Source organism: Enterobacter sp. I4, assembly GCF_022669095.1.
Taxonomy (GTDB): Bacteria; Pseudomonadota; Gammaproteobacteria; order Enterobacterales; family Enterobacteriaceae; genus Enterobacter; species Enterobacter pasteurii.
On sequence record NZ_JALBUO010000001.1, the window covers coordinates 256514 to 281446 of the forward strand.

18 protein-coding genes are annotated in these 24933 nt (G+C 55.9%); 10 read left to right on the forward strand and 8 right to left on the reverse strand.

What is annotated here, in order from left to right:
- Positions 1–145 precede the first annotated feature (145 nt).
- From rplM to MOQ06_RS01250, 8 genes are all read left to right on the forward strand, one after another.
- Positions 146–574 carry a 50S ribosomal protein L13 gene (rplM, locus tag MOQ06_RS01215; RefSeq protein ID WP_003860434.1) on the forward strand — a complete coding sequence of 143 codons (429 nt, stop codon included), beginning with the start codon at positions 146–148 and terminating at the stop codon, positions 572–574.
- Between the two features lie 15 nt (positions 575–589).
- Entirely contained in the window at positions 590–982 is a 393-nt protein-coding gene (rpsI, locus tag MOQ06_RS01220) for a 30S ribosomal protein S9 (RefSeq protein ID WP_003860436.1), read from the forward strand.
- Positions 983–1289: 307 nt separating this feature from the next.
- Positions 1290–1928, forward strand: coding sequence for a stringent starvation protein SspA (gene sspA / locus MOQ06_RS01225; protein ID WP_014071978.1), 639 nt, complete (start codon positions 1290–1292; stop codon positions 1926–1928).
- A 5-nt stretch (positions 1929–1933) separates the two neighbouring features.
- Entirely contained in the window at positions 1934–2431 is a 498-nt protein-coding gene (gene sspB, locus MOQ06_RS01230; RefSeq protein WP_148422340.1) for a ClpXP protease specificity-enhancing factor, read from the forward strand.
- Between the two features lie 422 nt (positions 2432–2853).
- On the forward strand, positions 2854–3525 hold the full coding sequence (locus tag MOQ06_RS01235; RefSeq protein ID WP_148422341.1) for a DUF1120 domain-containing protein: 672 nt from the start codon (positions 2854–2856) through the stop codon (positions 3523–3525).
- Between the two features lie 110 nt (positions 3526–3635).
- Entirely contained in the window at positions 3636–4340 is a 705-nt protein-coding gene (locus tag MOQ06_RS01240) for a fimbria/pilus chaperone family protein (protein WP_148422342.1), read from the forward strand.
- A gap of 6 nt (positions 4341–4346) precedes the next feature.
- Entirely contained in the window at positions 4347–6773 is a 2427-nt protein-coding gene (locus MOQ06_RS01245; RefSeq protein WP_242170068.1) for a fimbrial biogenesis outer membrane usher protein, read from the forward strand.
- Positions 6770–7321: a hypothetical protein gene (locus tag MOQ06_RS01250; protein ID WP_242170071.1), complete on the forward strand. Its 552-nt coding sequence runs from the start codon at positions 6770–6772 to the stop codon at positions 7319–7321. The genes MOQ06_RS01245 and MOQ06_RS01250 overlap by 4 nt, the downstream gene beginning before the upstream one ends.
- 37 nt (positions 7322–7358) lie before the next feature.
- On the opposite strand, the gene gltD is transcribed toward MOQ06_RS01250, so the two are convergent.
- Both gltD and gltB read right to left on the reverse strand, forming a co-directional pair.
- Complete coding sequence (gene gltD / locus MOQ06_RS01255) at positions 7359–8777, reverse strand: glutamate synthase subunit GltD (protein WP_176609372.1); 1419 nt, start codon at positions 8775–8777, stop codon at positions 7359–7361.
- Positions 8778–8786: 9 nt separating this feature from the next.
- Positions 8787–13247: a glutamate synthase large subunit gene (gltB, locus tag MOQ06_RS01260; RefSeq protein ID WP_242170074.1), complete on the reverse strand. Its 4461-nt coding sequence runs from the start codon at positions 13245–13247 to the stop codon at positions 8787–8789.
- Between the two features lie 687 nt (positions 13248–13934).
- Here gltB and MOQ06_RS01265 point away from each other — a divergent pair.
- Positions 13935–14876: a TIGR01212 family radical SAM protein gene (locus tag MOQ06_RS01265; RefSeq protein WP_193355887.1), complete on the forward strand. Its 942-nt coding sequence runs from the start codon at positions 13935–13937 to the stop codon at positions 14874–14876.
- Here the strand turns inward: MOQ06_RS01265 and MOQ06_RS01270 are convergent.
- Complete coding sequence (locus MOQ06_RS01270) at positions 14856–16358, reverse strand: helicase HerA-like C-terminal domain-containing protein (protein WP_242170077.1); 1503 nt, start codon at positions 16356–16358, stop codon at positions 14856–14858. The two genes, MOQ06_RS01265 and MOQ06_RS01270, sit on opposite strands and share 21 nt — an antisense overlap.
- A gap of 137 nt (positions 16359–16495) precedes the next feature.
- Here MOQ06_RS01270 and MOQ06_RS01275 point away from each other — a divergent pair, with 137 nt between their 5' ends.
- Positions 16496–18142: a glycerone kinase gene (locus MOQ06_RS01275; RefSeq protein ID WP_242170080.1), complete on the forward strand. Its 1647-nt coding sequence runs from the start codon at positions 16496–16498 to the stop codon at positions 18140–18142.
- A 92-nt stretch (positions 18143–18234) separates the two neighbouring features.
- On the opposite strand, the gene MOQ06_RS01280 is transcribed toward MOQ06_RS01275, so the two are convergent.
- The 5 genes from MOQ06_RS01280 to pepA all read right to left on the reverse strand — a co-directional run bounded on the left by MOQ06_RS01280 (position 18235) and on the right by pepA (position 24860).
- Positions 18235–19254: an NAD(P)-dependent alcohol dehydrogenase gene (locus tag MOQ06_RS01280; RefSeq protein ID WP_148418297.1), complete on the reverse strand. Its 1020-nt coding sequence runs from the start codon at positions 19252–19254 to the stop codon at positions 18235–18237.
- Positions 19255–19337: 83 nt separating this feature from the next.
- Positions 19338–19841 carry a GNAT family N-acetyltransferase gene (locus tag MOQ06_RS01285; RefSeq protein ID WP_148418298.1) on the reverse strand — a complete coding sequence of 168 codons (504 nt, stop codon included), beginning with the start codon at positions 19839–19841 and terminating at the stop codon, positions 19338–19340.
- A 122-nt stretch (positions 19842–19963) separates the two neighbouring features.
- Complete coding sequence (locus MOQ06_RS01290) at positions 19964–22819, reverse strand: valine--tRNA ligase (protein WP_242170099.1); 2856 nt, start codon at positions 22817–22819, stop codon at positions 19964–19966.
- Positions 22819–23262 carry a DNA polymerase III subunit chi gene (gene holC / locus MOQ06_RS01295; protein WP_003861884.1) on the reverse strand — a complete coding sequence of 148 codons (444 nt, stop codon included), beginning with the start codon at positions 23260–23262 and terminating at the stop codon, positions 22819–22821. Before holC ends, MOQ06_RS01290 begins: the two co-directional genes overlap by 1 nt.
- Before the next feature lie 86 nt (positions 23263–23348).
- Entirely contained in the window at positions 23349–24860 is a 1512-nt protein-coding gene (gene pepA, locus MOQ06_RS01300; RefSeq protein ID WP_242170101.1) for a leucyl aminopeptidase, read from the reverse strand.
- Positions 24861–24933: the final 73 nt, after the last annotated feature.

A 24933-nucleotide genomic window follows, 5' to 3' on the forward strand; every position in this document is an offset into this window, starting at 1 on the left:
GAGAAGGTTTTTTTCCCGAAACTTTCTATGTGTCGGCATGTGCTATTCGAAGGGGTAGGTTTGCCGGACTTTGTCGTGTGAACCTCAACTGACTAAACGTTTGGGTGTTCACCAACGTGTAACTTATTATTTGGGTAAGCTTTTAATGAAAACTTTTACAGCTAAACCAGAAACCGTACAGCGCGACTGGTATGTTGTTGACGCGACCGGTAAAACTCTGGGCCGTCTGGCTACTGAACTGGCTCGTCGCCTGCGCGGTAAGCATAAAGCGGAATACACTCCGCACGTTGATACCGGTGATTACATCATCGTTCTGAACGCTGACAAAGTTGCTGTTACCGGCAACAAGCGTACTGACAAAATGTACTACCACCACACCGGCCACATCGGTGGTATCAAAGAAGCGACCTTTGAAGAGATGATTGCTCGCCGTCCTGAGCGTGTGATTGAAATCGCGGTTAAAGGCATGCTGCCAAAAGGCCCGCTGGGTCGTGCTATGTTCCGTAAACTGAAAGTTTACGCAGGCAACGAGCACAACCACGCGGCACAGCAACCGCAAGTTCTTGACATCTAATCGGGATTATAGGCAATGGCTGAAAATCAATACTACGGCACTGGTCGCCGCAAAAGTTCCGCAGCTCGCGTTTTCATTAAACCGGGCAGTGGTAAAATCGTAATTAACCAGCGTTCTCTGGAACAGTACTTCGGTCGCGAAACTGCCCGCATGGTAGTTCGCCAGCCGCTGGAACTGGTTGATATGGTAGAAAAACTGGATCTGTACATCACCGTTAAAGGTGGTGGTATCTCCGGTCAGGCAGGTGCGATCCGTCACGGTATCACCCGCGCTCTGATGGAGTACGACGAATCCCTGCGTTCTGAACTGCGTAAAGCTGGCTTCGTTACTCGTGACGCTCGTCAGGTTGAACGTAAGAAAGTAGGTCTGCGTAAAGCACGTCGTCGTCCACAGTTCTCCAAACGTTAATCCCTTCTGCTCACGCAGAACGATTGGCGAAAAACCCGCTTCGGCGGGTTTTTTTATGGATAATGCGCAGGTTATCCACAGTAACATTTCATATATCTTCTCTTTTTCCACATTTCCGGCATCCCCTCACCACAAAGCCATCAAAATCTGGTAAACTATCATCCAATTTTCTGCCCAAATATCGGTGAATACTCGATTTTTGTTCGATTCTTGAACAATGTGTCTTCTCTGGGATGGGCGATACTTCATCTGGCTGGCCCCGTTGGGCTGGTAGCAGTAAAAATTCTGAATATACCTGGAGGTTTTCATGGCTGTCGCTGCCAACAAACGTTCGGTAATGACGCTGTTTTCTGGTCCTACTGACATTTATAGCCATCAGGTTCGTATCGTGCTGGCCGAGAAGGGTGTCAGTTTTGAGATCGAGCATGTGGAAAAGGATAACCCGCCTCAGGATCTGATCGATCTCAACCCGAGCCAAAGCGTACCGACGCTGGTGGATCGCGAGCTGACCCTGTGGGAATCCCGTATCATTATGGAATACCTGGATGAGCGTTTCCCGCATCCGCCGCTGATGCCTGTTTATCCTGTTGCGCGTGGTGAAAGCCGCCTGTACATGCAGCGTATCGAGAAAGACTGGTACACGCTGATGAACGTTATCGTTAACGGTTCCTCTTCAGAAGCGGATGCTGCACGTAAACAGCTGCGTGAAGAGCTGCTGGCGATTGCGCCGGTATTTGGTCAAAAGCCGTTCTTCCTGAGCGATGAGTTCAGCCTGGTAGACTGCTACCTGGCACCGTTGCTGTGGCGTCTGCCAACCCTGGGCGTTGAGTTCAGCGGCCCTGGCGCCAAAGAGCTGAAAGGCTACATGACTCGCGTATTTGAACGCGACTCTTTCCTGGCATCCTTAACTGAACCGGAACGTGAAATGCGTCTCGGCCGAGGCTAATGACTGTGGAAATGTCACAACTTTCACCACGCCGTCCGTATCTGCTGCGCGCCTTCTATGAATGGCTGCTGGATAACCAGCTCACGCCGCACCTGGTTGTGGATGTGACGTTGCCGGGCGTGCTGGTTCCAATGGAATACGCACGCGACGGACAGATTGTACTGAATATTGCGCCACGCGCCGTCGGTAACCTCGAGCTGGCAAACGACGAAGTGCGCTTTAACGCGCGTTTCGGCGGCGTGCCGCGTCAGGTTTCCGTACCGCTGGCCGCGGTACTGGCTATCTACGCCCGTGAAAACGGTGCAGGCACCATGTTTGAGCCGGAAGCGGCGTACGATGAAGACGTTGCCAGCCTGAACGATGACGATGCAGCCGAGGCGCGCGAAAGCGACACGGTGATGTCCGTTATTGACGGGGACAAACCCGATACGCAGGATGATAACGATCCGGATGACGATCCGCCGCCACGCGGGGGGCGTCCTGCTCTCAGAGTGGTAAAATAACGACTCATCCCTTATAAAATCCAGCCCTCGTCAGTCGGCTGGATTTTTTTATGGATAAAGACAGTTCGTTACCCGTTGGGAGAATATTTTTATCATGTATAGGTTTGTTGAAAATTAAGACAATGCAATGCATTATTCCATATAAGAGAGGTGATGGAATAAAGATGTAATCTTTATAATCTCGCTTAATCAATAAATACTATGAATAAAAATAGGCTATAAAGAGCTTGAGTGTGCTTTTTTATATATCCTACCTATTGTTTGAGTAAATCTAAAAAGAATAATTAATAAACCTAAATTGCATGTATTTAAGATTTCTATATTATCGCGGCATGCTTTCTGCATAGGGGATGATAACGACAGGCAGGGATGGTTTACGTCGATATTGTATTGGCTATATCTCATAAGTTAAGGATTAACTCATGAAAAAGATTCTATTGGCAGCAACATTCTTCCTTTGCGTAAATTCGACGTTTGCCTCTGAAACCGCGATACTGAAAATCAAAGGTACGCTGACGAGCTCGGCCTGTACCCCCGAATTTAGCAATGGCGGTGTGGTGGACTACGGCAACATCCGCTTAGGTGAATTGTCATCTACAACCGTTAACCAGCTTGGCCAAAGGAATATCGATCTTACTATTACCTGCACGGCAGCAACAAAAGTTGCCTGGAATATGATAGACGATCGAGCCGATTCTAACGCGGGTTTAACCGTGTCTGCCGGGACATTCACGGGAGGCGCGCAGAGTGCAACTAACCAGACATACGGTGTCGGAAAAGCGGGCACGGTAAACATTGGCTCTTATGCCATGTTCATGAAGGTGAACAGCATTACTGCAGACGGCAAATCGGTGGATCCCATATATCAGCAGAATGGTTCATCGACCTGGGCTAAAAGTACTGATGGCTCCAGCCAGGGCGAAAATAATCGCAATATTACCGTCGCATTATCAGGAACTGTTGACCCGCTCGCTTTTCAGACAGCAACATTTCCGCTGGTAACGTCTCTGGCTATTCAAAATACCGCAACGCTTGCCATTACCGATGATACCCGACTGGATGGTCAGCTAACGATTAGCCTTAAATATCTCTAATCCTTTCGAATTTAAAGTGAGTTAAATTTAATGCAGAGGGAAAGCTTTTTCCCTCATAAAGAAGCGCCATAAACACGGAGTGTTAAGTAGTGCTTTCAAGGAATATACCTATGACATGCTCTAAAAATGTTTTATTTAAAACGCTCGCCGTAGCCGCCTTATTCACGGCACAGTTTACTGCGCACGCCGCAGGCATGGTTCCAGAAACCAGTCTGCTGGTTATTGATGAAGCGACCCACAGCGGCACCATCAACGTTAAAAATACCGACAGCCATCCTTCGCTGCTGTACACCGACGTGGTGGATCTGCCAGATGACAAGGGCCTCAAACTCGTCACCACTCAGCCCGTGGTGCGACTCGAGCCCGGTCAGACTCAGCAATTGCGCTTCATCCTGCAAACCAGCAAACCGCTAGACGTTGAGCACTACAAGCGTGTGACCTTTGAAGGTATCCCGCCGAAGAGCGATGACAACAAAGTGAAAATTGGCATCAATATTCGTCAGGACCTTCCCGTGCTCATTCGCCCGGCGAAGCTGGCAGTGGTGACCGATGCCTGGAAGTTCCTCGACTGGACCGCCTCCGGCACCTCCGTCACGGTAAAAAACCCGAGTAAGTATGTTGTACGCCTGGCGCAGAACGTGGTGCTGCAACCATCGGGTACCAGCGGCGTGCTGGCTAAAACCTACATTTTACCTGGCGAAACCATGACGGTTTCGATGGGTAAATCCGTCAGCGGCAATAACAAAGTGAAATTTTTCCCTGCCAGCCGCTATGGCGTTGAAGTCCCCAGTTTTATTGCGGATCTGAATAAATAAAGGATTATGGCAGTGCGTAAAAAAAGCCAACTTGCACTTTTTGTGCGCGCTGTGATTTATAGCGCAATACCTCTGATGCTTCTTGATGCCCCCTCCCTCCACGCGAGGGAGGTAACGTTTGATACCGATATCCTCAAATCCCGTGGGCTGGGTATCGATCTGAACCGCTACTTTGCTGAAGCCCCACGCTTTTTACCGGGGACGCACTCCGTTTCGGTCAAAGTGAACGGCAACAATCGCGGAACGGCAGCCGTACGCTTCAGTGAAGACGGTACGATGTGCGTTGATAACGACTTCCTGGAATTCGCTGGCCTCATGCCGGTTCCCATAAAGGCAAACGAAACCTGCCACGATCTTCGCAGCGATTATGCTCAGGCAGTGATTAACCCTTTGCCAAACCAGGAGACGGTCGAGCTTTATCTGCCACCGGAAGCGCTTAACAGCCTGAGCGCTGATGTGAAAAACTTCCAGCATGGCGGCACGGCAGGCATGCTTAACTACTCGTTATTCAGCACCAAAAGCGACTACAGCGGCAGCGATGGCAGCAGTAACCGTTACTCACAGGCAAGCCTGGAGGCGGGATTTAACGCGATGGACTGGTCTCTGCGCAGCCGCTATATCCTGACGGACGATGACGGCAACCGAAACGCAGAGAGTATTTACACATACGCCGAACACGTATTTGTTCCCCAGCGCCTGACCATGCAGGTGGGGGAAGTTAACGCCATGTCCGATGTGCTAAGCGGCATTCCCATCACGGGTGTGCAGTTAATGCCGACCAGCGGTTTACAGAAAGACAGTACCGGGGTGAGCGTATCCGGTATTGCCCGTACCTCCCAGGCGCGCGTTGAGGTTCGCCAGAATGGGCGACTTATCTTTAACACCCTGGTGCCAGCGGGACCGTTTACCCTTGATGATGTGCCCATGGTGCGCAATAACGTCGATCTGGACGTCACCGTTGTCGAGTCTGACGGTTCGAGCAACCACTACATTGTTCCCGCCGCATCCGTAAAAGCGCGAAACCTGTCAAGACCAAACGGGCTGACCGTTTCGGCAGGCCAGGTACGCGGCATTGACAGCGACTACAGCGATCCGCTGGTGTTCAACGTATCCGATGGCTGGCGAATTTTCCCCTGGATGAACCTCCTTGCCTCCGGCGTGGTGGCGGAGGATTACCAGGCGGCAGGGGCGCGCACGGAGTTTATGGTCACCGATGGCTGGAACGTCTCCACCAGCATGGCCGCCAGCAAGGCGCACTTTGGCGACAGCGATAACGGTATCAAAAACGAATTACAGAGCGATTACTCGCTGACCGAGAACGTCGGCCTGTCTGCCAGCGTGGCGCACTACAGCGGTGATTACCGCGAACTGGCGGATGCGATGGATGATGATTACGAGGGTTACGACAACAGTTATTCGGGCAACGTGCGTTGGTCTTCTCAGCTTGCCGGGGCTTTTAGTGCTGGTCTGAGCTACAACCAGGCGGCAGGAGAGGGTGAGGATTCTCGCTATTTACTGCTTACATGGGGGAAAACCTTCAAATACGCTTCGATCAACGTGAACTGGCAAAGCGCAGTGGGCAGCACCGATGATGACCAGGACGACGATCTGCTCTACATCAACCTCAGCATTCCGTTAGGCGGTTCGCAGAGCCTGAGCTCCTACATGCGCAAGCAGGGCGACAGCACCAGCTACGGCCTGGCAAACAGCGGCTCGCTGGGTAGTGACACCAACTACTATATTTCTGCCGATCGTGACCAGGAAACAAAGGAAAACAGTTTTAACGGTAACGTCAATACCAACCTGCATTACACCCAGCTGAGCGTAGGTGGGGGAACCAGCGGTGATAACCAGCGTAACTACAATGCTACCCTGTCCGGCGGCATTGCGATGCATAAAAACGGCGTCACCTTCTCGCCGTATTCCATCAAGGATACCTTCGCGATTGCCAGACTGAGCGAGCCGAAAGCGGGTGTAGAAATTACCACGCCGCAGGGTACCGTCTGGACCGACCGCTGGGGCCAGGCTGTTATTCCTGGTTTGACGGAGTGGCGTAACTCGCGCATCGAAGTGGATGCGAACAAGTTACCGCAAAGCATGACCCTGGCAAACGGTACCAAATATATTGCTGCTGCACATGGTTCGGTAAGCGAAGTGAGCTTCAAGGTACTGAACAGCCGCCGCGTGATGTTACGCATCAAACAGGCGGACGGTAAGCCGCTGACGAAGGGGCTGTCCGTAGTGGATGACAAAGATAACTACATAGTGACGGTCGTTGATGACGGGCATGTCTTCCTGAACGATGCCGACCGGGTCGCTGCACTGTATGCCATTAATGATGACAACCAACGTCTGTGCAGGCTTGAGTTCGCACTTCCTGAAAAGCATGACGAAGACGCGTTTTATGAGGAAGTGAACGGAGTATGTCGATGAACCTTCAACGTCTGGCTGCGCTATTGCTGCTTGCTTTACCAGGGCTTTCTTATGCTGAAGAATGCCAGTTAACGCTCTCTCAGCAGATTGTGGATTACCATCAGATGCGGCGTGACAACATCATTTCCAGTCAGCAAAGCTGGAACAAAATGCCGGAAAAAGACATTAACGTCAGCGTTTATTGCCCGGAAAAGCAGCAGATGGCGACCCTGTTGCAGGGGGCTTCTGGCCAGAAAGGGCGTTTTCAGTTCGGTCAGAACGGCGGTGTGGCGATTAAAGTCAGCAACCTGACGCTTGATGGTAAAAGCTACAGCGTAGGGAAAACAACGGATCAGGTGAACTTTACGCCGGATAATGATAGTGGATCATCACTGTTTATCCGCAATAACGAGGCCGTCGTGGCGGTTGAAAACGGTCAGATTCCCGTTGGTCAGCAAATGAATTTTACCGTAACCATTTTCCCGGTGCTGAATGACAGCGCGTTTAGCCATATTGCGGATCAAACCGCGCTCGAGACTGACCTGGCGTGGCAGCTTCTTAAGAAATAATCCAAAAAAAAGCCCGGTTTATCACCGGGCTTTTTTATTACACTTCCAGGTAGTTCAGTATACCGTCAGCCGCTTTACGACCTTCGGCAATCGCCGTTACCACAAGGTCAGACCCGCGAACGATATCGCCACCGGCGAAGATTTTTGGATTGCTGGTCTGGAACGCATTGTCGCTGCCTTCTGGCGCAATAATGCGGCCCTGTGAATCCAGCTCAACGCTGTGCTTCGCCAGCCACTCCATGCTGTGAGGACGGAAACCGAACGCCATTACCACGGCATCGGCCGGGATCACATGTTCGGAGCCTGCGACGATCTCCGCGCGACGACGGCCTTTTGCATCCGGCGCGCCCATCTCGGTACGCGCCATCTTCACGCCGCTTACTTTGCCGTTAGCATTCACTTCAATACCCAGAGGCTGGATGTTGAACTGGAACTCGACGCCCTCTTCACGCGCGTTCTTCACTTCGCGTTTAGAGCCTGGCATGTTCTCTTCGTCACGACGATAGGCGCAGATCACGTGTGCCGCATTCTGACGAATGGAGGTTCGCACGCAGTCCATCGCAGTATCACCGCCGCCCAGCACCACCACGCGTTTGCCTTCCATGCTGACGAACGGCTCGTCGGCAGTTTCGCCGTAGCCCATGATTTGCTTAGTGTTGGCGATAAGGAACGGCAGGGCATCATACACGCCTGGTGCCTCTTCGTTCTCCAGACCGCCGCGCATCGACTGATAGGTGCCCACGCCCAGGAACACGGCGTCGTAATCCTTCAGCAGATCGTCGAGCTGCACGTCGCGGCCCACTTCCACGTTCAGCTTGAACTCGATGCCCATGCCGGTAAAGATTTCACGGCGGCGGGTCATCACCTCTTTCTCCAGCTTGAAGGCCGGGATGCCGAAGGTCAGCAGGCCGCCGATCTCCGGATGACGGTCAAAGACCACCGCCTTCACGCCGTTACGGGTCAGGACGTCCGCGCAGGCCAGGCCAGCAGGGCCTGCACCGATTATCGCCACACGCTTGTCGGTTTGACGCACGCCGGTCATATCCGGGCGCCAGCCCATCTCAAACGCTTTATCGTTGATATAGCGCTCAATATTACCGATGGTCACCGCGCCAAACTCGTCGTTCAGCGTACAGGAGCCTTCACACAGACGGTCCTGCGGGCACACGCGGCCGCACACTTCCGGCAGGGTGTTAGTCTGGTGAGAGAGCTCGGCGGCTTCAAAAATACGTCCTTCGTTAGCCAGCTTCAGCCAGTTAGGGATGTAGTTATGGACCGGACATTTCCACTCACAGTAAGGGTTACCGCAGGACAGGCAGCGGTCTGCCTGCGCTTTGGCCTGGCCTTCTGAAAACGGCTCGTAGATTTCTACAAATTCAATTTTACGGATCTTCAGCGGTTTCTTAGGCGGATCAACACGCTGCAGGTCGATAAACTGGTATACGTTCTGGCTCATCTGAATTCCTTACTGCGCCTGCACGCGCAGCTCTGCTGCGCTACGACTACGGTGACCCAACAGGGCTTTAACATCGCTGGACTTCGGCTTAACCAGCGCGAATTTCGCTGAGAACGCCGGCCAGTTCGCCAGGATCTCTTCGCCGCGCGAAGAACCGGTATGCTGCACGTGTTCGGTAATTAAGCCGCGCAGGTGTTCTTCGTGGATGGCCAGCGTATCAACGTCCAGCACTTCCACCAGCTCCGGGTTCACGCGTTTGCGGAACTCGCCGTCTTCATCCAGGACGTAAGCAAAACCGCCCGTCATGCCAGCGCCGAAGTTCACACCGGTTTTACCCAGGACGCACACAATTCCGCCCGTCATGTATTCACAGCCGTTATCGCCAATGCCTTCCACCACGGTGATAGCACCGGAGTTACGCACTGCAAAACGTTCGCCCGCACGGCCCGCGGCAAACAGACGACCGCCGGTCGCGCCGTAAAGGCAGGTGTTACCGATGATGCTGGCCTCGTGACTGCGGAATGCCGAACCGACCGGAGGACGCACCGCCAGCAGACCACCCGCCATGCCTTTACCGACGTAGTCGTTGGCATCGCCGGTAAGGATAAGCTCAACGCCGCCGGCGTTCCACACGCCGAAGCTCTGACCCGCCGTACCACTGAAGTGCGCGGTGATCGGATCCGCTGCCAGCCCCTGATCGCCGTGCGTTTGCGCGATGTAGCCGGAGAGCGATGCGCCCACGGAGCGGTCGGTATTGCGGATATCAAACCAGAACGTTTTGCTCTGCTTCTCATCAACATACGGCTTCGCCTGCTGCAGCAGCTGCGCGTTCAGCACGCCGTTGTCGAACGGCGGGTTTTTCTCGGTGCAGTAGACCGCTTTGCCTGGGTGCGGCTGCGCGGTTTCCAGCAGCTTGCTCAGCTCAAGCTTCTGCTGCTTCGCCGTGAAGCCTTCCAGCTCTTTTAGCAGGTCGGTACGGCCAATCAGATCCACCAGACGCTTCACGCCCAGCTGCGCCATCAGCTCGCGGGTTTCACGGGCGATGAAGTCAAAGTAGTTGGTCACCTTGAACGGCAGGCCGTGATAGTGGTTCTTACGCAGCTTCTCGTCCTGGGTTGCAACACCGGTTGCGCAGTTGTTCAGGTGGCAAATACGCAGGTATTTACAGCCGAGCGCGACCATCGGGCCGGTACCGAAGCCGAAGCTTTCCGCGCCCAGAATCGCTGCCTTGATGATGTCGAGGCCGGTTTTCAGGCCGCCGTCCACCTGCAGACGGATCTTGTGACGCAGGCCGTTAGCGACCAGCGCCTGCTGGGTTTCCACCAGACCAAGCTCCCACGGGCAACCCGCGTATTTCACGGAGGAGAGCGGGCTTGCGCCGGTACCACCGTCGTAGCCAGCAATGGTGATCAGATCCGCATAGGCTTTTGCTACGCCGGTCGCAATGGTGCCGACGCCCGGCTCGGAAACCAGCTTCACGGAGATCATCGCTTTCGGGTTGACCTGCTTCAGGTCGAAAATCAGCTGCGCCAGATCCTCGATAGAGTAAATATCGTGGTGCGGCGGCGGGGAGATCAGCGTCACTCCCGGTACCGAGTAGCGCAGTTTGGCGATGTACGGGGTGACTTTATCACCCGGCAGCTGGCCGCCTTCGCCCGGTTTAGCACCCTGAGCGACTTTAATCTGAATGACGTCGGCGTTAACCAGGTACGCAGGCGTTACGCCAAAGCGACCGGATGCCACCTGCTTGATACGCGACACTTTGTTGGTGCCGTAGCGCGCCGGATCTTCGCCACCTTCGCCGGAGTTCGAGTTGCCGCCGATGCTGTTCATGGCTTCCGCCAGCGCTTCGTGGGCTTCCGGGCTCAGGGCGCCGATTGACATCGCCGCGGTATCGAAGCGTTTAAACAGCTCAGAGGCAGGCTCAACGTCGTCGATGCTGACAGCCTCGTCACCCGGGTTCAGGGCAATGAGATCGCGCAGCGTCGCCGCCGGACGGTTGTTTACCAGCTCAGCGTACTGCTGATAATCGCTGTATTCGCCGCTCTGCACCGCCTGCTGCAGCGTGCGCACCACGTCCGGGTTGTAGGCGTGATACTCGCCGCCGTGAACGTATTTCAGCAGACCGCCCTGATCCAGCGGCTTACGTGCCAGCCAGGCGCGTTTAGACAGGTTCACCAGATCCTGCTGGAAGTCAGCAAAACCGGCGCCGCCGATACGGCTGATCACGCCCTGGAAGCAGAGGTTGGCCACATCGTCATGCAGACCCACCGCTTCAAACAGCTTCGAGCAGCGGTAGGAGGCAATGGTCGAGATGCCCATTTTGGACATGATCTTGTACAGGCCTTTGTTGATGCCGTTACGGTAGTTCAGCATCACCGCGCGGTAGTCTTTATCGATGGCGCGGGTATCCACCAGGCGGGCCAGCGTTTCGTAGGCCAGGTACGGGTAGATCGCCGTGGCGCCAAAGCCTAACAGCACGGCAAAGTGGTGCGGATCTCTGGCGCTCGCGGTTTCCACGATAATGTTGGCGTCGCAGCGCAGGCTCTTATCCACCAGACGCGTCTGGATAGCGCCTACCGCCATTGGCGCAGGCACCGGCAGACGATTTTTTGCGATATTGCGATCGGACAGCACCAGCAGAACGGTACCGTTACGTACCATCTGTTCGGCTTTGTCGCACAGCGCGTTTACCGTCTCTTCGAGGTTGGTTTCGGTCACGTCGAACGTAATGTCGAGCGTGTCGGCACGGTAGTGCTCCTCGGTCATGGTGGTGAGCTGTTTGAAGTCAGAGTAGAGCAGGATCGGCGACTTAAAGGTCAGACGGTGCGCCTGGCCTTCGGCTTCGCAGAAGACGTTCATTTCGCGGCCAATGCTGGTGGCCAGCGACATGACGTGGGCTTCACGCAGCGGATCGATCGGCGGGTTGGTTACCTGCGCAAACTGCTGGCGGAAGTAGTCGTAAATAATACGCGGCTGGCTTGAAAGCACGGCAAACGGGGTATCGTCACCCATGGAGCCGACCGCTTCCTGGCCGTTTTCACCCAGAACGCGGATAACCGAGTCCAGCTCTTCCGCGCTGTAGTTGAACTGCTTCTGGAAGCTCGCAAGCGTATCGTCGTCCATTTCACGGCTGCCCACCTCTTCGTCCGGCAGATCTTCAAACGGCACCAGGCGACGCACGTTCTTCGCCATCCACTCTTTGTATGGATGACGGCTTTTCAGATCGTTATCGGTTTCCGCAGAGTGCAGAATACGGCCGCCGCGGGTATCGATAACCATCAGCTCGCCCGGACCGACGCGTCCTTTCTCAACCACTTCGTCAGGCTGGTAATCCCAGATCCCCACTTCAGAGGCGCAGGTGATGAGCTTATCTTTGGTGATCACGTAGCGCGCCGGACGCAGGCCGTTACGGTCCAGGTTACAGGCAGCGAAGCGACCGTCGGACATGACGATGCCCGCCGGACCGTCCCACGGCTCCATGTGCATGGAGTTAAAGTCGAAGAACGCGCGCAGCTCCGGATCCATATCCGGGTTATTCTGCCAGGCCGGTGGCACCAGCAGACGCATCGCGCGCACGATGTCCATCCCGCCTGCCAGCAGCAGCTCCAGCATGTTATCCATGGAGCTGGAGTCAGAGCCGGTTTCGTTCACGAACGGCGCGGCATCGTGCAGGTCCGGGATCAGCGGGGTCTGGAACTTATAGGTACGGGCACGGGCCCACTGGCGGTTACCGGTGATGGTGTTGATTTCGCCGTTGTGCGCCAGATAGCGGAACGGCTGAGCCAGCGGCCAGCGAGGTACGGTGTTGGTGGAGAAGCGCTGGTGGAACAGGCAAATGGCCGATTCCAGACGCAGGTCCGCCAGGTCCAGGTAGAAGCGCGGCAGATCGGCCGGCATACACAGACCTTTATAGATGTTCACCAGGTTCGAGAGGCTACAGACGTAGAACTCTTTATCGTCCTGAAGACGTTTTTCAATGCGGCGGCGTGCGATGAACAGACGGCGTTCCATATCACGCGGACGCCAGCCCGCAGGCGCGTTAACAAAAATCTGTTCAATACGAGGCAGCGAGGAGAGGGCGATTTCACCGAGTACCCCTTCGTTAGTTGGCACATCGCGCCAGCCGACAATGGACAGGGTTTCACGCTGAAGTTCTTCTTCGACGATGCGGCGTGAGGCGGCCGCTTTTTCAGGATCCTGATTCAGGAACAGCATGCCGACAGCGTAGTTTTTGGCTAAACGCCAGCCGCGCTCTTCCGCCACGATGCGGAAGAAACGATCGGGTTTTTGCAGCAGCAGGCCGCAACCGTCGCCGGTTTTACCATCGGCAAGGATGGCGCCACGGTGCTGCATACGGGCCAGTGCGTGAATAGCGGTACGCACCACCTTGTGGCTAGGTTCGCCTTCTATGTGGGCGATCAGGCCGAAACCACAGTTATCCTTCTCAAGGGATTTATCGTACAACATATCAGTGAACCTCCCCAGGCTCGTCGGGCTTCCCACTGAACGTAACCGTGGCGCACAGGCACAGAAAGAGCGTGGCGACGGGGCTGGCGTTTCATACGCGGACCTCGCATTCGCCCTCTTTTTCATCCTTTCGCGCAGGTAAACAAGTTTGAGGACTTGCTTCAGAGGGAATCTCAATTACTGCATAAATATGATGAGCAGGCCGCTCATCCAGAAAGCTTCCAGCGGATTTCCAACTTATCGGGAATTGGTACACAGGTCAAATGGCAATCTTATTTATACAAAATTGTGCTAAAGAGTATTTATAATATTGATTTAAAAAGATATTTAACTATTTTTACAAGCGCTGAAAGCGTTGGGAAGCGACTGAAGAGTGTGATCTGACTCACTGTATGAAAGCGGTATTATCGATGCAGCGTGCTGAAATGCTGATTTATAGCAGAATAATACGCTGGTGATCTGTTCGGGCCCGCATAAAATCACTGTTTTTCAGTGTTGGCGCTATAAATGAAAAAAACAATCAGAACATAAGGAAAAGTAATTACGCGCTGGGTGAATTAAATCTCGGTTATCGTGATTATTTATTCATATAGATAAAGGCCGTCCAGGGCGATTGATCCAGGTCATCGCCGACGGAGGCTAAAAATGGCAGGCTTGTCCCCTTTCTTCGGGACGGTCTATCAGATTATGCAGTTACAGAAATTAGTCAATATGTTTGGTGGGGATCTTTTGCAGCGCTATGGGCAAAAGGTTCACAAGCTGACGCTGCACGGCGGCTTTAGCTGTCCGAATCGCGATGGCACCATCGGACGTGGCGGCTGTACGTTCTGCAACGTGGCCTCGTTTGCGGACGAGGCCCAGCAGCATAAATCCATTGCGGAGCAGCTCGCGCATCAGGCCAGCCTTGTAAACCGAGCAAAGCGGTATCTGGCCTATTTCCAGGCCTATACCAGCACGTGGGCGGAAGTGCAGGTGCTGCGTTCGATGTATCAGCAGGCGGTTGCTCAGGCGAACATTGTCGGGCTGTGCGTCGGTACGCGCCCGGACTGCGTGCCCGACGCGGTGCTGGATTTACTCAGCGAGTATAAAGAGCAGGGCTACGAGATTTGGCTGGAGCTGGGCCTGCAGAGCGCGCACGACAAAACCCTGCACCGTATTAATCGCGGCCATGATTTTGCCTGCTACCAGCGCACCACGCGCCTCGCCCGCGCGCGTGGGCTGAAAGTCTGCTCGCATCTGATAGTCGGCTTGCCCGGCGAAGGGCAGCAGCACGGCCTTGAGACGCTGGAAAAAGTCGTTGAGACAGGCGTGGACGGTATCAAGCTGCATCCGCTGCATATTGTGAAGGGCAGCACAATGGCGAAAGCGTGGGAAGCGGGGCGCTTAAGCGGCATTGAGCTCGACGACTATACCGCGACGGCGGGGGAGATGATTCGCCACACGCCGCCGGAGATTGTTTACCACCGACTCTCAGCCAGCGCGCGCCGCCCAACGCTGCTGGCACCGCTCTGGTGCGAGAACCGCTGGACGGGAATGGTAGAGATCGACCGCTATCTGCATGAGCACGGCGTGCAGGGGTCGGCGCTGGGAAGGCCGTGGGTTCCTCGTCTACCGTCGACGGCCGCCTAACAGGCTTCCCAGCATGCCGCGCACAATCTGATTCGTGACCTGCCGCGCTGCGCTCTTCGCCATGGTTTGCACCACGCCATCGCGCTTGCCGCCGCGCGGTCCGGTGGTGCCAAACAGAATGTCTTTTAGCCCGCCGAGAATGCCGTCATCCACGGCGACAGACTGCCCTTTGGCCGCGGGCGCATCCTGGGCATCTGTAGTTGCCTGCACCCCTTTTTGCAGCATCTCAAACGCGGACTCGCGATCCACCTCGTCTTCATACTTTCCGTAAACGGGGGAGTGGTTAATCAGGCCGTTGCGTTCGTCATCAGTGACCGGGCCCATGCGTGAACAGGGTGCTATCACCATCGCACGTTCCACAACGGTTGGGCTGCCCTTCGCGTCCAGGAAGGAAACCAACGCTTCACCGGTGCCCAGCGCCTGAATCTCGGCTTCGGTATCAAACGCCGGATTGGCGCGCATGGTTTGAGCGGCGGCTTTGACGGCTTTCTGATCTTTGGGAGTATAGGCGCGAAGGGCGTGCTGCACCCGGTTACCCAGCTGTCCCAGCACGTTGTCAGGAATATCGGACGGGTTTTGCGATACAAACCAGACACCGACGCCTTTGGAACGGATCAGGCGAATAACCTGCTCAATTTTGTCCAGCAATACCTGCGGCGCATCGTTGAACAGCAGGTGCGCTTCGTCAAAGAAGAACACCAGCTTTGGCTTCTCAAGATCGCCTGCCTCAGGCAATTGCTCATAGAGCTCGGAGAGCATCCACAGCAGGCTGGCAGCGTAAAGCTTCGGCATCTGGTAGAGCTTCTCTGCGCTCAGGATATTGATGATGCCTTTGCCGCTGCTGTCGGTGCGCATCCAGTCTTTGATGTCCAGCATGGGCTCGCCGAAGAAGTGCTCGGCACCCTGCTGCTCCAGCGTCAGTAACCCACGCTGAATGGCGCCGACTGAGGCGCTGCTGATATTGCCGTACTGGTTCTGGAACGATTTAGCGTTATCGCCGATATACTGGGTAATGGCCCGCAGGTCTTTAAAATCGAGGAGCAGCAGACCCTGGTCATCGGCAATGCGGAAAATAATATTCAGCACGCCGGACTGCACGTCGTTGAGGTTCAGGAGGCGGGCCAGCAGCAGCGGACCGAGATCGGAGACGGTGGCGCGCACCGGGTGACCTTTTTCACCAAAGATATCCCATAGCACTACCGGATTGCCGTGCGGCGTCCAGTCCGTAACGCCGATGTTTTTCAGGCGTTCGAGCAGTTTTTCCGACGCCGTACCCGCCTGAGCCACCCCGGTTAAATCGCCCTTCACGTCAGCCATAAAGACCGGTACGCCAGTCTCCGACAATGACTCCGCCAGCTTTTGCAGGGTGACGGTTTTCCCCGTCCCGGTTGCGCCTGTGATCAGGCCATGACGGTTTGCCATTGCGGGCAGTAAAAACAGCTCTTTTTCCAGCGTCCTGGCGATTAACAATGGTGTACTCATGATGCACGTCCTCTCGTAGTCCTGGGTGGAGTATAGGCAACCTGACGGCGAAATGTCTGCGTAAATTCCTTACTTTGCGGCGCATTATCCAGTGCGGACTATGCTTTTGCATACGGTAAACAAATTTTTGGGAAACTATGTCCAGATTCTTTTTTAACGACCGCAAACAGCTTGTCAACGATGCCATTGAAGGCATACTCCTCTCCGCGCCGCACGGTAATCTCGTCAAACTTGAAATCGATCCGGCCATCCGCGTAGTGGCGCGCGGCGACTGGGATAAAAGCCGCGTAGCGGTCATCTCCGGCGGTGGTTCCGGTCACGAACCGGCACATGCGGGATTCGTCGGTAAAGGGATGCTTACGGCGGCAGTGTGTGGCGATCTGTTCGCCTCTCCGAGCGTGGATGCGGTGCTGAACGCCATCGTTGCGGTCACGGGCGACCGTGGCTGCCTGCTGATCGTGAAAAACTATACCGGCGACCGTCTTAACTTTGGTCTGGCCGCTGAAAAAGCCAAACGCTACGGCCTGAAGGTGGAGATGGTTATCGTGGCGGATGACATCGCCCTGCCGGATAACAGGCAGCCGCGCGGCATCGCGGGAACCGCGCTGGTACACAAGATTGTCGGGTACGCGGCAGAGCAGGGGAAATCGTTAAGCGAAGTGCGGGATATTGCGCAACAGGCCTGCGATAACCTCTGGAGCCTGGGGGTGGCGATGCAAACCTGCAATCTGCCGGGTAGCGATGAAGAAGAAGGAAGGATCAAACAGGGCCATGTGGAGCTGGGGCTGGGCATTCACGGCGAGCCTGGGGCATCCGTGGTGGATACGCAGAACAGCAGGGCGATTATCGACACGTTAATCACGCCGCTGAAGGCCCAGGCGGGAACGGGGCGCTTTGCGGTACTGATCAATAACCTCGGCGGCGTGTCGGCGCTGGAGATGGCTTTGCTGACCAAAGAGCTGGCGCACTCGGCGCTGAAAGACGAGATTGCCTGGCTGATTGGCCCCGCGCCGCTGGTCAGCGCGCTGGATATGAAAGGCTTTTCGCTGACGCTGCTGAAGCTTAACGATTACTTCGAAAAAGCGATCCGCTCCGAGGTAGAAACGCTGGGCTGGCAGAAACCCGTCGCGTTTGCGCCGCTGCGAACCGTCCCGCATAGCGCCATCCACGACCGCGTGGAATACGCCCCGTCGGACAATCCGCAGGTGCGGGCATACGTTTCCGCGGTGACGAAGACGCTGAGCCAGCTGGAAAACCGCCTGAATGCGCTGGATGCGAAAGTCGGCGATGGCGATACCGGCTCTACCTTTGCGCAAGGCGCGCGGGATATTGCGCAGCGTCTTGAGGAGAACGCCCTTCCTCTTAACGAGGTATCGACGTTACTCCTGCTGGTGGGCGAGCGGCTGGCAACCGTAATGGGCGGATCGAGCGGCGTATTAATGTCGATCTTCTTCACGGCGGCCGGGCAAAAGCTTCATGACGGACAATCGCTTGCGGATGCGCTGCTGAGCGGGCTGGCGCAAATGAAGCAGTATGGCGGGGCAGATCTCGGCGATCGCACGCTGATCGACGCGCTGCAGCCAGCGCTTGAGGCGTTGCAGAAAGGCGATGTTCAGGCAGCAGCGCAGGCGGCGCAGCAGGGGGCGGAGTCAACGGCGAAAATGGAGAAAGCCGGTGCGGGGCGCTCGTCGTATGTGAACAAAGAGAATCTGGACGGCGTGATGGATCCGGGGGCGGTTGCGGTGGCAGAGGTGTTTAAGGCCATGGTGGAAGCAAAACGGTAACAACCGTTACCGTTTTAAGCGTTTGCACCCTCTCCCTGTAGGAGAGGGTTGGGGTGAGGGCATCAGGCCGCACATACCCCAGCACCGTCAGATTAAAAATCCGCTTTCAACACCACGCGGTAACGGGCTTTACCGTCACGCACGTGCTGGATGGCTTCATTGATTTTTGACATGGGATACAGCTCGGTGGTTGGCGCCACTTTAGTGCGTCCGGCAAACTTCATCAGCTTGCGCAGTTCGTATGGCGTACCGGTTGCAGAGCCGGATACGCTGCGATCGCCGCCGATCAGGGTAAATGCCGGAACCGGCAGCGGCTTCATCACCGCACCTACGGTGTGGAAGTTACCGCCATAGGCCAGCGCTTCAAAGTACGGCTGCCAGTTAAGATCGACGTTCACGGTGTTGATGATCAGATCGAACTGTCCCGCCAGCGCGTTCAGCGCGTCAGGATCGCGGCTGTTCACCACTTTATCCGCGCCCATCGCCAGCACTTCTTGCTCTTTTGCCGGGTTAGAGCTGAATGCAGTAACTTCACAGCCCATCGCATGCAGCAGCTTGATGGCGATATGGCCCAGTCCGCCAATACCAATCACGCCTACGCGGCTGGTGGCGGTGACGTGGTGCATCAGCAGCGGTTTAAAGACGGTAATACCGCCACACAGCAGCGGGCCGGCGGATTCAATATCGATGCTCTCCGGCAGCGGGATAACCCATTGCCAGTCGGCGCGCAGCTTATCGGCAAAGCCGCCCTTGTTCAGAATGGTTGGAACAGCGCCTTCCGTGCAGTTAACCTGATTACCGCTGATACAGGCGTCGCAGTGGCCGCAGCTGCGTGCCGTCCAGCCAATGCCCACGCGCTGGCCAACCTTCAGCCCTTTGTCCTGCGCGGCGCTACCGAGCGCTGCAACGCGGCCAATGACTTCGTGCCCGGCAACCAGCGGATAGCTGGAGAAGCCCCATTCGTTGTCGATCATGGAGAGATCGGAGTGGCAGATCCCGCAGTAATCAACCTGTACCTCGACGTCTTCCGCTTTTAGTTCGCCCGCATCATATTCGTACAGCTCAAGCTCTGCACCCGCCTGCGGTGCGGCGTAGCTTTTTATCTTCGACATCGCGTTTCCCCTGTTTTGGTGTGAACTGTGAGTGTAGAGCATTCAGTTTACAGCCGCTTAACAGAAGAGGGCAGGAACAAAATTTACAGACTTTTCAGCATTCTGACTTCGCAGTCGACGTGGCCAGTGCAGCCCAGCGGCGCATCGATATGCTCAAAGCCAAGACGTTCATACAGGCCAATGGCCTCTTTAAGGAAGGCGGTGGTTTCTAGATAACAGCGTTTAAAGCCCTGCGAGCGCGCCTGTTCCAGGGCAACCAGCGCCAGCTTTTTCGCCAGGCCCTGGCCGCGTATCGTCGGCAGGAAATACATTTTCTGTAGTTCACAGATATCCGGCTCGCTGCAAAGCAGTGGCGCGATGCCGCCGCCGCCCACCACCCGGCCGTCCTGCTCGATGACCCAGTAAGCATGGCCTGGCTGGCTATAGAGCTGGAAAAGTTCGTCCAGATTGGGATCGGCTACGGTATAGCCTTTGTCTGCGGTCAGGCCATATTCGGCAGAGACCGTGCGGATAACGGCGGCGATTGACGGGTTGTCTTGCACAGCGATCCGACGCATTGTCGTCGCGACGGGGGTAATCACGCTCATAGCATTACTCATGACAAAAATTGACACACAGCTGCTGTTAATAGCACCGCAGGAAGGGGAGTGCAAGCGAGGAGTTTTCAGGAAGAAAACCCCTTACGCCCTGAAGCGTAAGGGGTAAAGCATTACAGGGCTGCGATAACGGCCTGCTGCTCGATCAGTTTGGTTTTCGCATCGGCGAAGGCAACCAGGCGCTCACGCTCTTTGGCGATGACCGCTTCCGGCGCGCGGGCCACAAAGCCTTCGTTCGCCAGCTTGCTTTCGATTTTGCCAATTTCCACATCGACTTTCGCCACTTCTTTCGCCAGGCGAGCCAGCTCAGCGTCTTTGTCGATCAGGCCAGCCATCGGGATCAGCAGCTCGGCGCCGTCGATGATTTTGGTCACGGAAACCGGACCTTTGTCATCCGCAGGCAGCACGGTGATGCTTTCCAGACGCGCCATGGTTTTCAGGAAGGTGTTGTTCTCGTTTACACGACGAACGGCAGCCTCGCTGCAGCCGCGCAGCAGCAGCTCAAGCGGTTTACCTGGCGCGATGTTCATTTCAGCACGGATGTTACGTACCGCAACGATTGCCTGTTTCAGCCACTCGGTATCCGCTGACGCGGCTTCATCGACTTTCGCCGCATCGAATTCCGGGAACGGCTGCAGCATGATGGTATCGGCGTTGATGCCGGCAATCACCTTCACGCGCTGCCAGATGGTTTCGGTGATGAATGGAATGACCGGATGCGCCAGGCGCAGCAGACCTTCCAGAACGGTAATCAGCGTGTTGCGCGTGCCGCGCAGCTCTGCTTCAGAACCGCCGTTCATCACCGGCTTCGCCAGCTCCAGATACCAGTCACAGAACTGGTTCCAGGTGAATTCGTACAGGATGCCCGCCGCGATGTCGAAGCGGTAGCTGTCCAGCGCGTCGCGGAACGCTTTCACCGTCTGGTTAAATTCCGCCAGGATCCAGCGGTCTGCCAGAGACAGCGTCATTTCGCTGCCGTTAAAGCCGCAGTCCTGATCTTCAGTGTTCATCAGCACGAAGCGGCTGGCGTTCCACAGCTTGTTACAGAAGTTACGGTAACCTTCCAGACGCTTCATGTCCCAGTTAATGTCGCGGCCGGTGGAGGCCAGCGCCGCCAGGGTGAAGCGCAGGGCGTCGGTACCGTGAGCCTCAATGCCGTTCGGGAACTGCTTCTCGGTGCGCTTGCGGATTTTATCAGCCAGCTGCGGCTGCATCATGTTGCCGGTACGTTTTTCCAGCAGATCTTCCAGAGAGATACCGTCAACCATATCCAGCGGGTCAATAACGTTACCCTTGGATTTGGACATCTTCTGGCCTTCATCGTCACGGATCAGACCGGTCATGTAGACGGTATGGAACGGAACCTGCGGTTTACCGTCTTCGTCTTTAATGAAGTGCATGGTCATCATGATCATGCGGGCGATCCAGAAGAAGATGATGTCGAAGCCGGACACCATTACGCTGGTTGGGTGGAACTGACGCAGCGCGTCGGTGTTCTCAGGCCAGCCGAGGGTGGAGAAGGTCCACAGCGCGGAGGAGAACCAGGTATCCAGCACGTCTTCGTCCTGGCGCAGCGCCACGTCGGCACTCAGGTTATTTTCCTGACGCACTTCGTCTTCACTGCGGCCAACGTAAACGTTGCCTTCATTGTCGTACCATGCCGGGATTCGGTGACCCCACCACAGCTGACGGGAGATACACCAGTCCTGAATATCGCGCATCCAGGAGAAGTACATGTTTTCGTACTGCTTCGGCACGAACTGAATGCTGCCGTTCTCAACCGCTTCCACGGCCGGTTTTGCCAGCACGTCGGCACGCACGTACCACTGGTCGGTCAGCATCGGCTCGATCACCACGCCGCCACGGTCGCCGTACGGCACGGTCAGATCGTGAGGTTTGATCTCTTCGAGCAGGCCGAGCGCGTCAACGGCGGCCACGATGGCTTTACGCGCGGCAAAGCGCTCCAGCTTCTGGAACTCAGCCGGAATGTCGCTTGAGTAAACGTCGGATTCGTTGCCTTTGGTGTCGTACACTTCTGCACTTTCACGGATATCGCCGTCGAAGGTCAGAATGTTGATCATCGGCAGGGCGTGACGACGTCCCACTTCATAGTCGTTGAAGTCGTGCGCCGGGGTGATTTTCACGCAGCCGGTGCCTTTTTCCATGTCGGCGTGTTCGTCGCCCACAATCGGAATACGGCGGTTTACCAGCGGCAGCACCACGAATTTGCCGATCAGATCTTTATAACGCGGATCTTCCGGGTTGACGGCCACGCCGGTATCGCCCAGCAGGGTTTCCGGACGAGTGGTCGCGACGACCAGGTAGTCTTTACCGTCTGCGGTCTTTGCGCCGTCGGCCAGCGGATAGCGGATGTGCCACATGGAGCCTTTAGACTCGCGGTTTTCCACTTCCAGGTCAGAGATCGCGGTGCGCAGTTTCGGATCCCAGTTTACCAGGCGCTTGCCGCGGTAAATCAGGTCTTCTTTGTACAGACGGACGAAAACTTCTTTCACGGCATTGGAAAGGCCTTCGTCCATGGTGAAGCGCTCGCGCTCCCAGTCCACGGAGTTGCCAAGGCGGCGCATCTGACGGGTAATGGTGCCGCCGGATTCCGCTTTCCACTGCCAGATTTTATCGATGAACGCGTCGCGACCGTAGTCGTGGCGGGTTTTACCTTCTTCAGCGGCAATTTTACGCTCAACCACCATCTGGGTTGCGATACCCGCGTGGTCGGTCCCCGCCTGCCACAGGGTGTTTTTGCCCTGCATGCGCTGGTAGCGGATCATGGTGTCCATGATGGTCTGCTGGAAAGCATGCCCCATATGCAAACTGCCGGTGACGTTCGGCGGCGGGATCATGATGCAGAAGGACTCTTTGCTTTCGTCGCCGTTAGGCTTGAAATAGCCCTGCTGTTCCCAGTGCTCGTAAAGCGGCTGTTCGATATCGCGTGGGTTATATGTCTTTTCCATTATTTCCAGGTTGCCGTATTCAGGTTAAAACCGGCCAGGCGGTACGCTTTATAGCGTTCGCGCGCCAGCTGTTTCAAAGATTCTTCGTAAGGGACAAAGTCTACCACTTCTGTGAAAGCGGTGGCAAAATCTGCAAAGTCTGTGCGCAGGCTAATGAGAATGTCGCGCGCGCTGCTGTTGCGCTTTTGCGGCCAGGCAATTTCAACCGGCGCTCCGCCGCGCGGACCTTCGCCCGAGAGGTTATGCGGAACAAAACTCTCCGGCGGGCGGGCCCATAGCGCTTCATCAAGGCGAATCGCCTGCTGCTCATCTTCACAGGCAATCAACACGCGTTTACCCGCGCGCCAACGTTCTGCGGCAATTTCACACACCAGCTGTTCTACGGCGCTGAGTCCGTCCTGATGGGTGTCGTTGTCCAGAAGGTAGAACGTTGCATTCTTCATATGTGGGGCTTCTTGTGCTCATTTTAAATGCTTAAGCCGGGCGGCGGCTGTGCCTTACCCGGCCTGCGGTTTACTGCCGTACCGTGTTACTCGTCGCCGTTAAAACCCGCACGGTTCAACAGGAACTGCGACAGTAGCGCAACCGGACGACCGGTCGCGCCCTTGGCTTTACCGGAGCGCCATGCGGTGCCGGCGATGTCCAGGTGCGCCCAGTTGTATTTACGGGTGAAGCGCGCCAGGAAGCAGCCTGCGGTGATGGCCCCGCCAGGACGACCGCCGATGTTCGCCATGTCCGCGAAGTTAGACTCCAGCTGTTCCTGGAACTCATCGCCCAGCGGCAGGCGCCACGCGCGGTCTCCAGCCTGTTCAGACGCGCCGATAAGCTCGTGCGCCAGCGGATTGTGGTTCGACATCAGGCCGGTGATGTGGTGGCCCAGCGCAATCACGCAGGCACCGGTCAGGGTGGCCACGTCGATCACCACGTCAGGTTCGAAGCGTTCAACGTAGGTTAATACGTCGCACAGCACCAGACGGCCCTCGGCGTCGGTATTCAGCACCTCAACGGTCTGGCCTGACATGGTGGTCAGCACGTCGCCCGGACGATAAGCGCGCCCGCCAGGCATGTTTTCGCAGCCAGCCAGCACGCCGACCACGTTGATTGGCAGCTGAAGCTCTGCAACCATGCGCATGACGCCGTATACCGCCGCCGCGCCGCACATGTCGTATTTCATCTCATCCATGCCCTCAGAAGGCTTGATAGAGATACCGCCGGAGTCGAAGGTCAGGCCTTTACCGACGAGTACGATCGGGCGCGCATCTTCAGACGGATTCCCTTTGTACTCGATGACCGACATCAGGGATTCGTTCTGAGAGCCGTTACCGACCGCCAGATAAGAGTGCATCCCCAGCTCTTTCATCTGCTGTTCGCCGATAACGCGGGTGATGACGTTTTTGCTGTAGGAGTCAGCCAGCTGGCGCGCCTGAGACGCCAGATAGGCGGCGTTACAGATGTTTGGCGGCATATTGCCGAGATCTTTCGCAGCTTTAATACCAGCAGCAATCGCCAGGCCGTGCTGGATGGCGCGCTCGCCGCTGGTCAGCTCGCGACGGGTTGGCACGTTAAAGACCATCTTGCGCAGCGGGCGACGCGGCTCGCTTTTGGTGGTCTTCAGCTGATCGAAGCTGTAGAGGCTCTCTTTTGCGGTTTCGACAGCCTGGCGCACTTTCCAGTACGTGTTGCGGCCCTTAACGTGCAGCTCGGTCAGGAAGCAGACGGCTTCCATCGAACCAGTATCATTCAGTGTATTAATCGTTTTCTGAATAACCTGCTTGTACTGGCGCTCATCAAGCTCACGTTCTTTACCGCAGCCAATCAGCAGAATACGCTCGGACAGGACGTTCGGAACATGGTGCAGCAACAGGGTCTGCCCTGGTTTGCCTTCCAGTTCGCCACGGCGCAGCAGGGCGCTGATATAGCCGTCGCTGATTTTATCGAGCTGCTCGGCGATCGGGGAGAGTCGGCGTGGTTCGAAGACGCCCACAACGATGCAGGCACTCCGCTGTTTCTCCGGGCTACCGCTTTTTACACTGAACTCCATGCACTACGCTCCTGAATCTTAAAGACAACGGCGGCGGCTACGGATAGAATTGAAACCTTTCGTAACTCATGTC

Excerpts from the sequence above, each read along its gene's own strand:
- MOQ06_RS01240 (WP_148422342.1), top strand. The coding sequence starts at position 3,636 with ATGACATGCTCTAAAAATGTTTTATTTAAAACGCTCGCCGTAGCCGCC.
- MOQ06_RS01290 (WP_242170099.1), bottom strand. The coding sequence starts at position 22,819 with ATGGAAAAGACATATAACCCACGCGATATCGAACAGCCGCTTTACGAG.
- rplM (WP_003860434.1), top strand. The coding sequence starts at position 146 with ATGAAAACTTTTACAGCTAAACCAGAAACCGTACAGCGCGACTGGTAT.
- MOQ06_RS01280 (WP_148418297.1), bottom strand. The coding sequence starts at position 19,254 with ATGTCGAAGATAAAAAGCTACGCCGCACCGCAGGCGGGTGCAGAGCTT.
- MOQ06_RS01235 (WP_148422341.1), top strand. The coding sequence starts at position 2,854 with ATGAAAAAGATTCTATTGGCAGCAACATTCTTCCTTTGCGTAAATTCG.
- MOQ06_RS01245 (WP_242170068.1), top strand. The coding sequence starts at position 4,347 with ATGGCAGTGCGTAAAAAAAGCCAACTTGCACTTTTTGTGCGCGCTGTG.
- MOQ06_RS01285 (WP_148418298.1), bottom strand. The coding sequence starts at position 19,841 with ATGAGCGTGATTACCCCCGTCGCGACGACAATGCGTCGGATCGCTGTG.
- rpsI (WP_003860436.1), top strand. The coding sequence starts at position 590 with ATGGCTGAAAATCAATACTACGGCACTGGTCGCCGCAAAAGTTCCGCA.
- MOQ06_RS01265 (WP_193355887.1), top strand. The coding sequence starts at position 13,935 with ATGCAGTTACAGAAATTAGTCAATATGTTTGGTGGGGATCTTTTGCAG.
- MOQ06_RS01270 (WP_242170077.1), bottom strand. The coding sequence starts at position 16,358 with ATGAGTACACCATTGTTAATCGCCAGGACGCTGGAAAAAGAGCTGTTT.
- MOQ06_RS01250 (WP_242170071.1), top strand. The coding sequence starts at position 6,770 with ATGAACCTTCAACGTCTGGCTGCGCTATTGCTGCTTGCTTTACCAGGG.
- holC (WP_003861884.1), bottom strand. The coding sequence starts at position 23,262 with ATGAAGAATGCAACGTTCTACCTTCTGGACAACGACACCCATCAGGAC.
- gltD (WP_176609372.1), bottom strand. The coding sequence starts at position 8,777 with ATGAGCCAGAACGTATACCAGTTTATCGACCTGCAGCGTGTTGATCCG.
- pepA (WP_242170101.1), bottom strand. The coding sequence starts at position 24,860 with ATGGAGTTCAGTGTAAAAAGCGGTAGCCCGGAGAAACAGCGGAGTGCC.
- MOQ06_RS01275 (WP_242170080.1), top strand. The coding sequence starts at position 16,496 with ATGTCCAGATTCTTTTTTAACGACCGCAAACAGCTTGTCAACGATGCC.
- gltB (WP_242170074.1), bottom strand. The coding sequence starts at position 13,247 with ATGTTGTACGATAAATCCCTTGAGAAGGATAACTGTGGTTTCGGCCTG.
- sspA (WP_014071978.1), top strand. The coding sequence starts at position 1,290 with ATGGCTGTCGCTGCCAACAAACGTTCGGTAATGACGCTGTTTTCTGGT.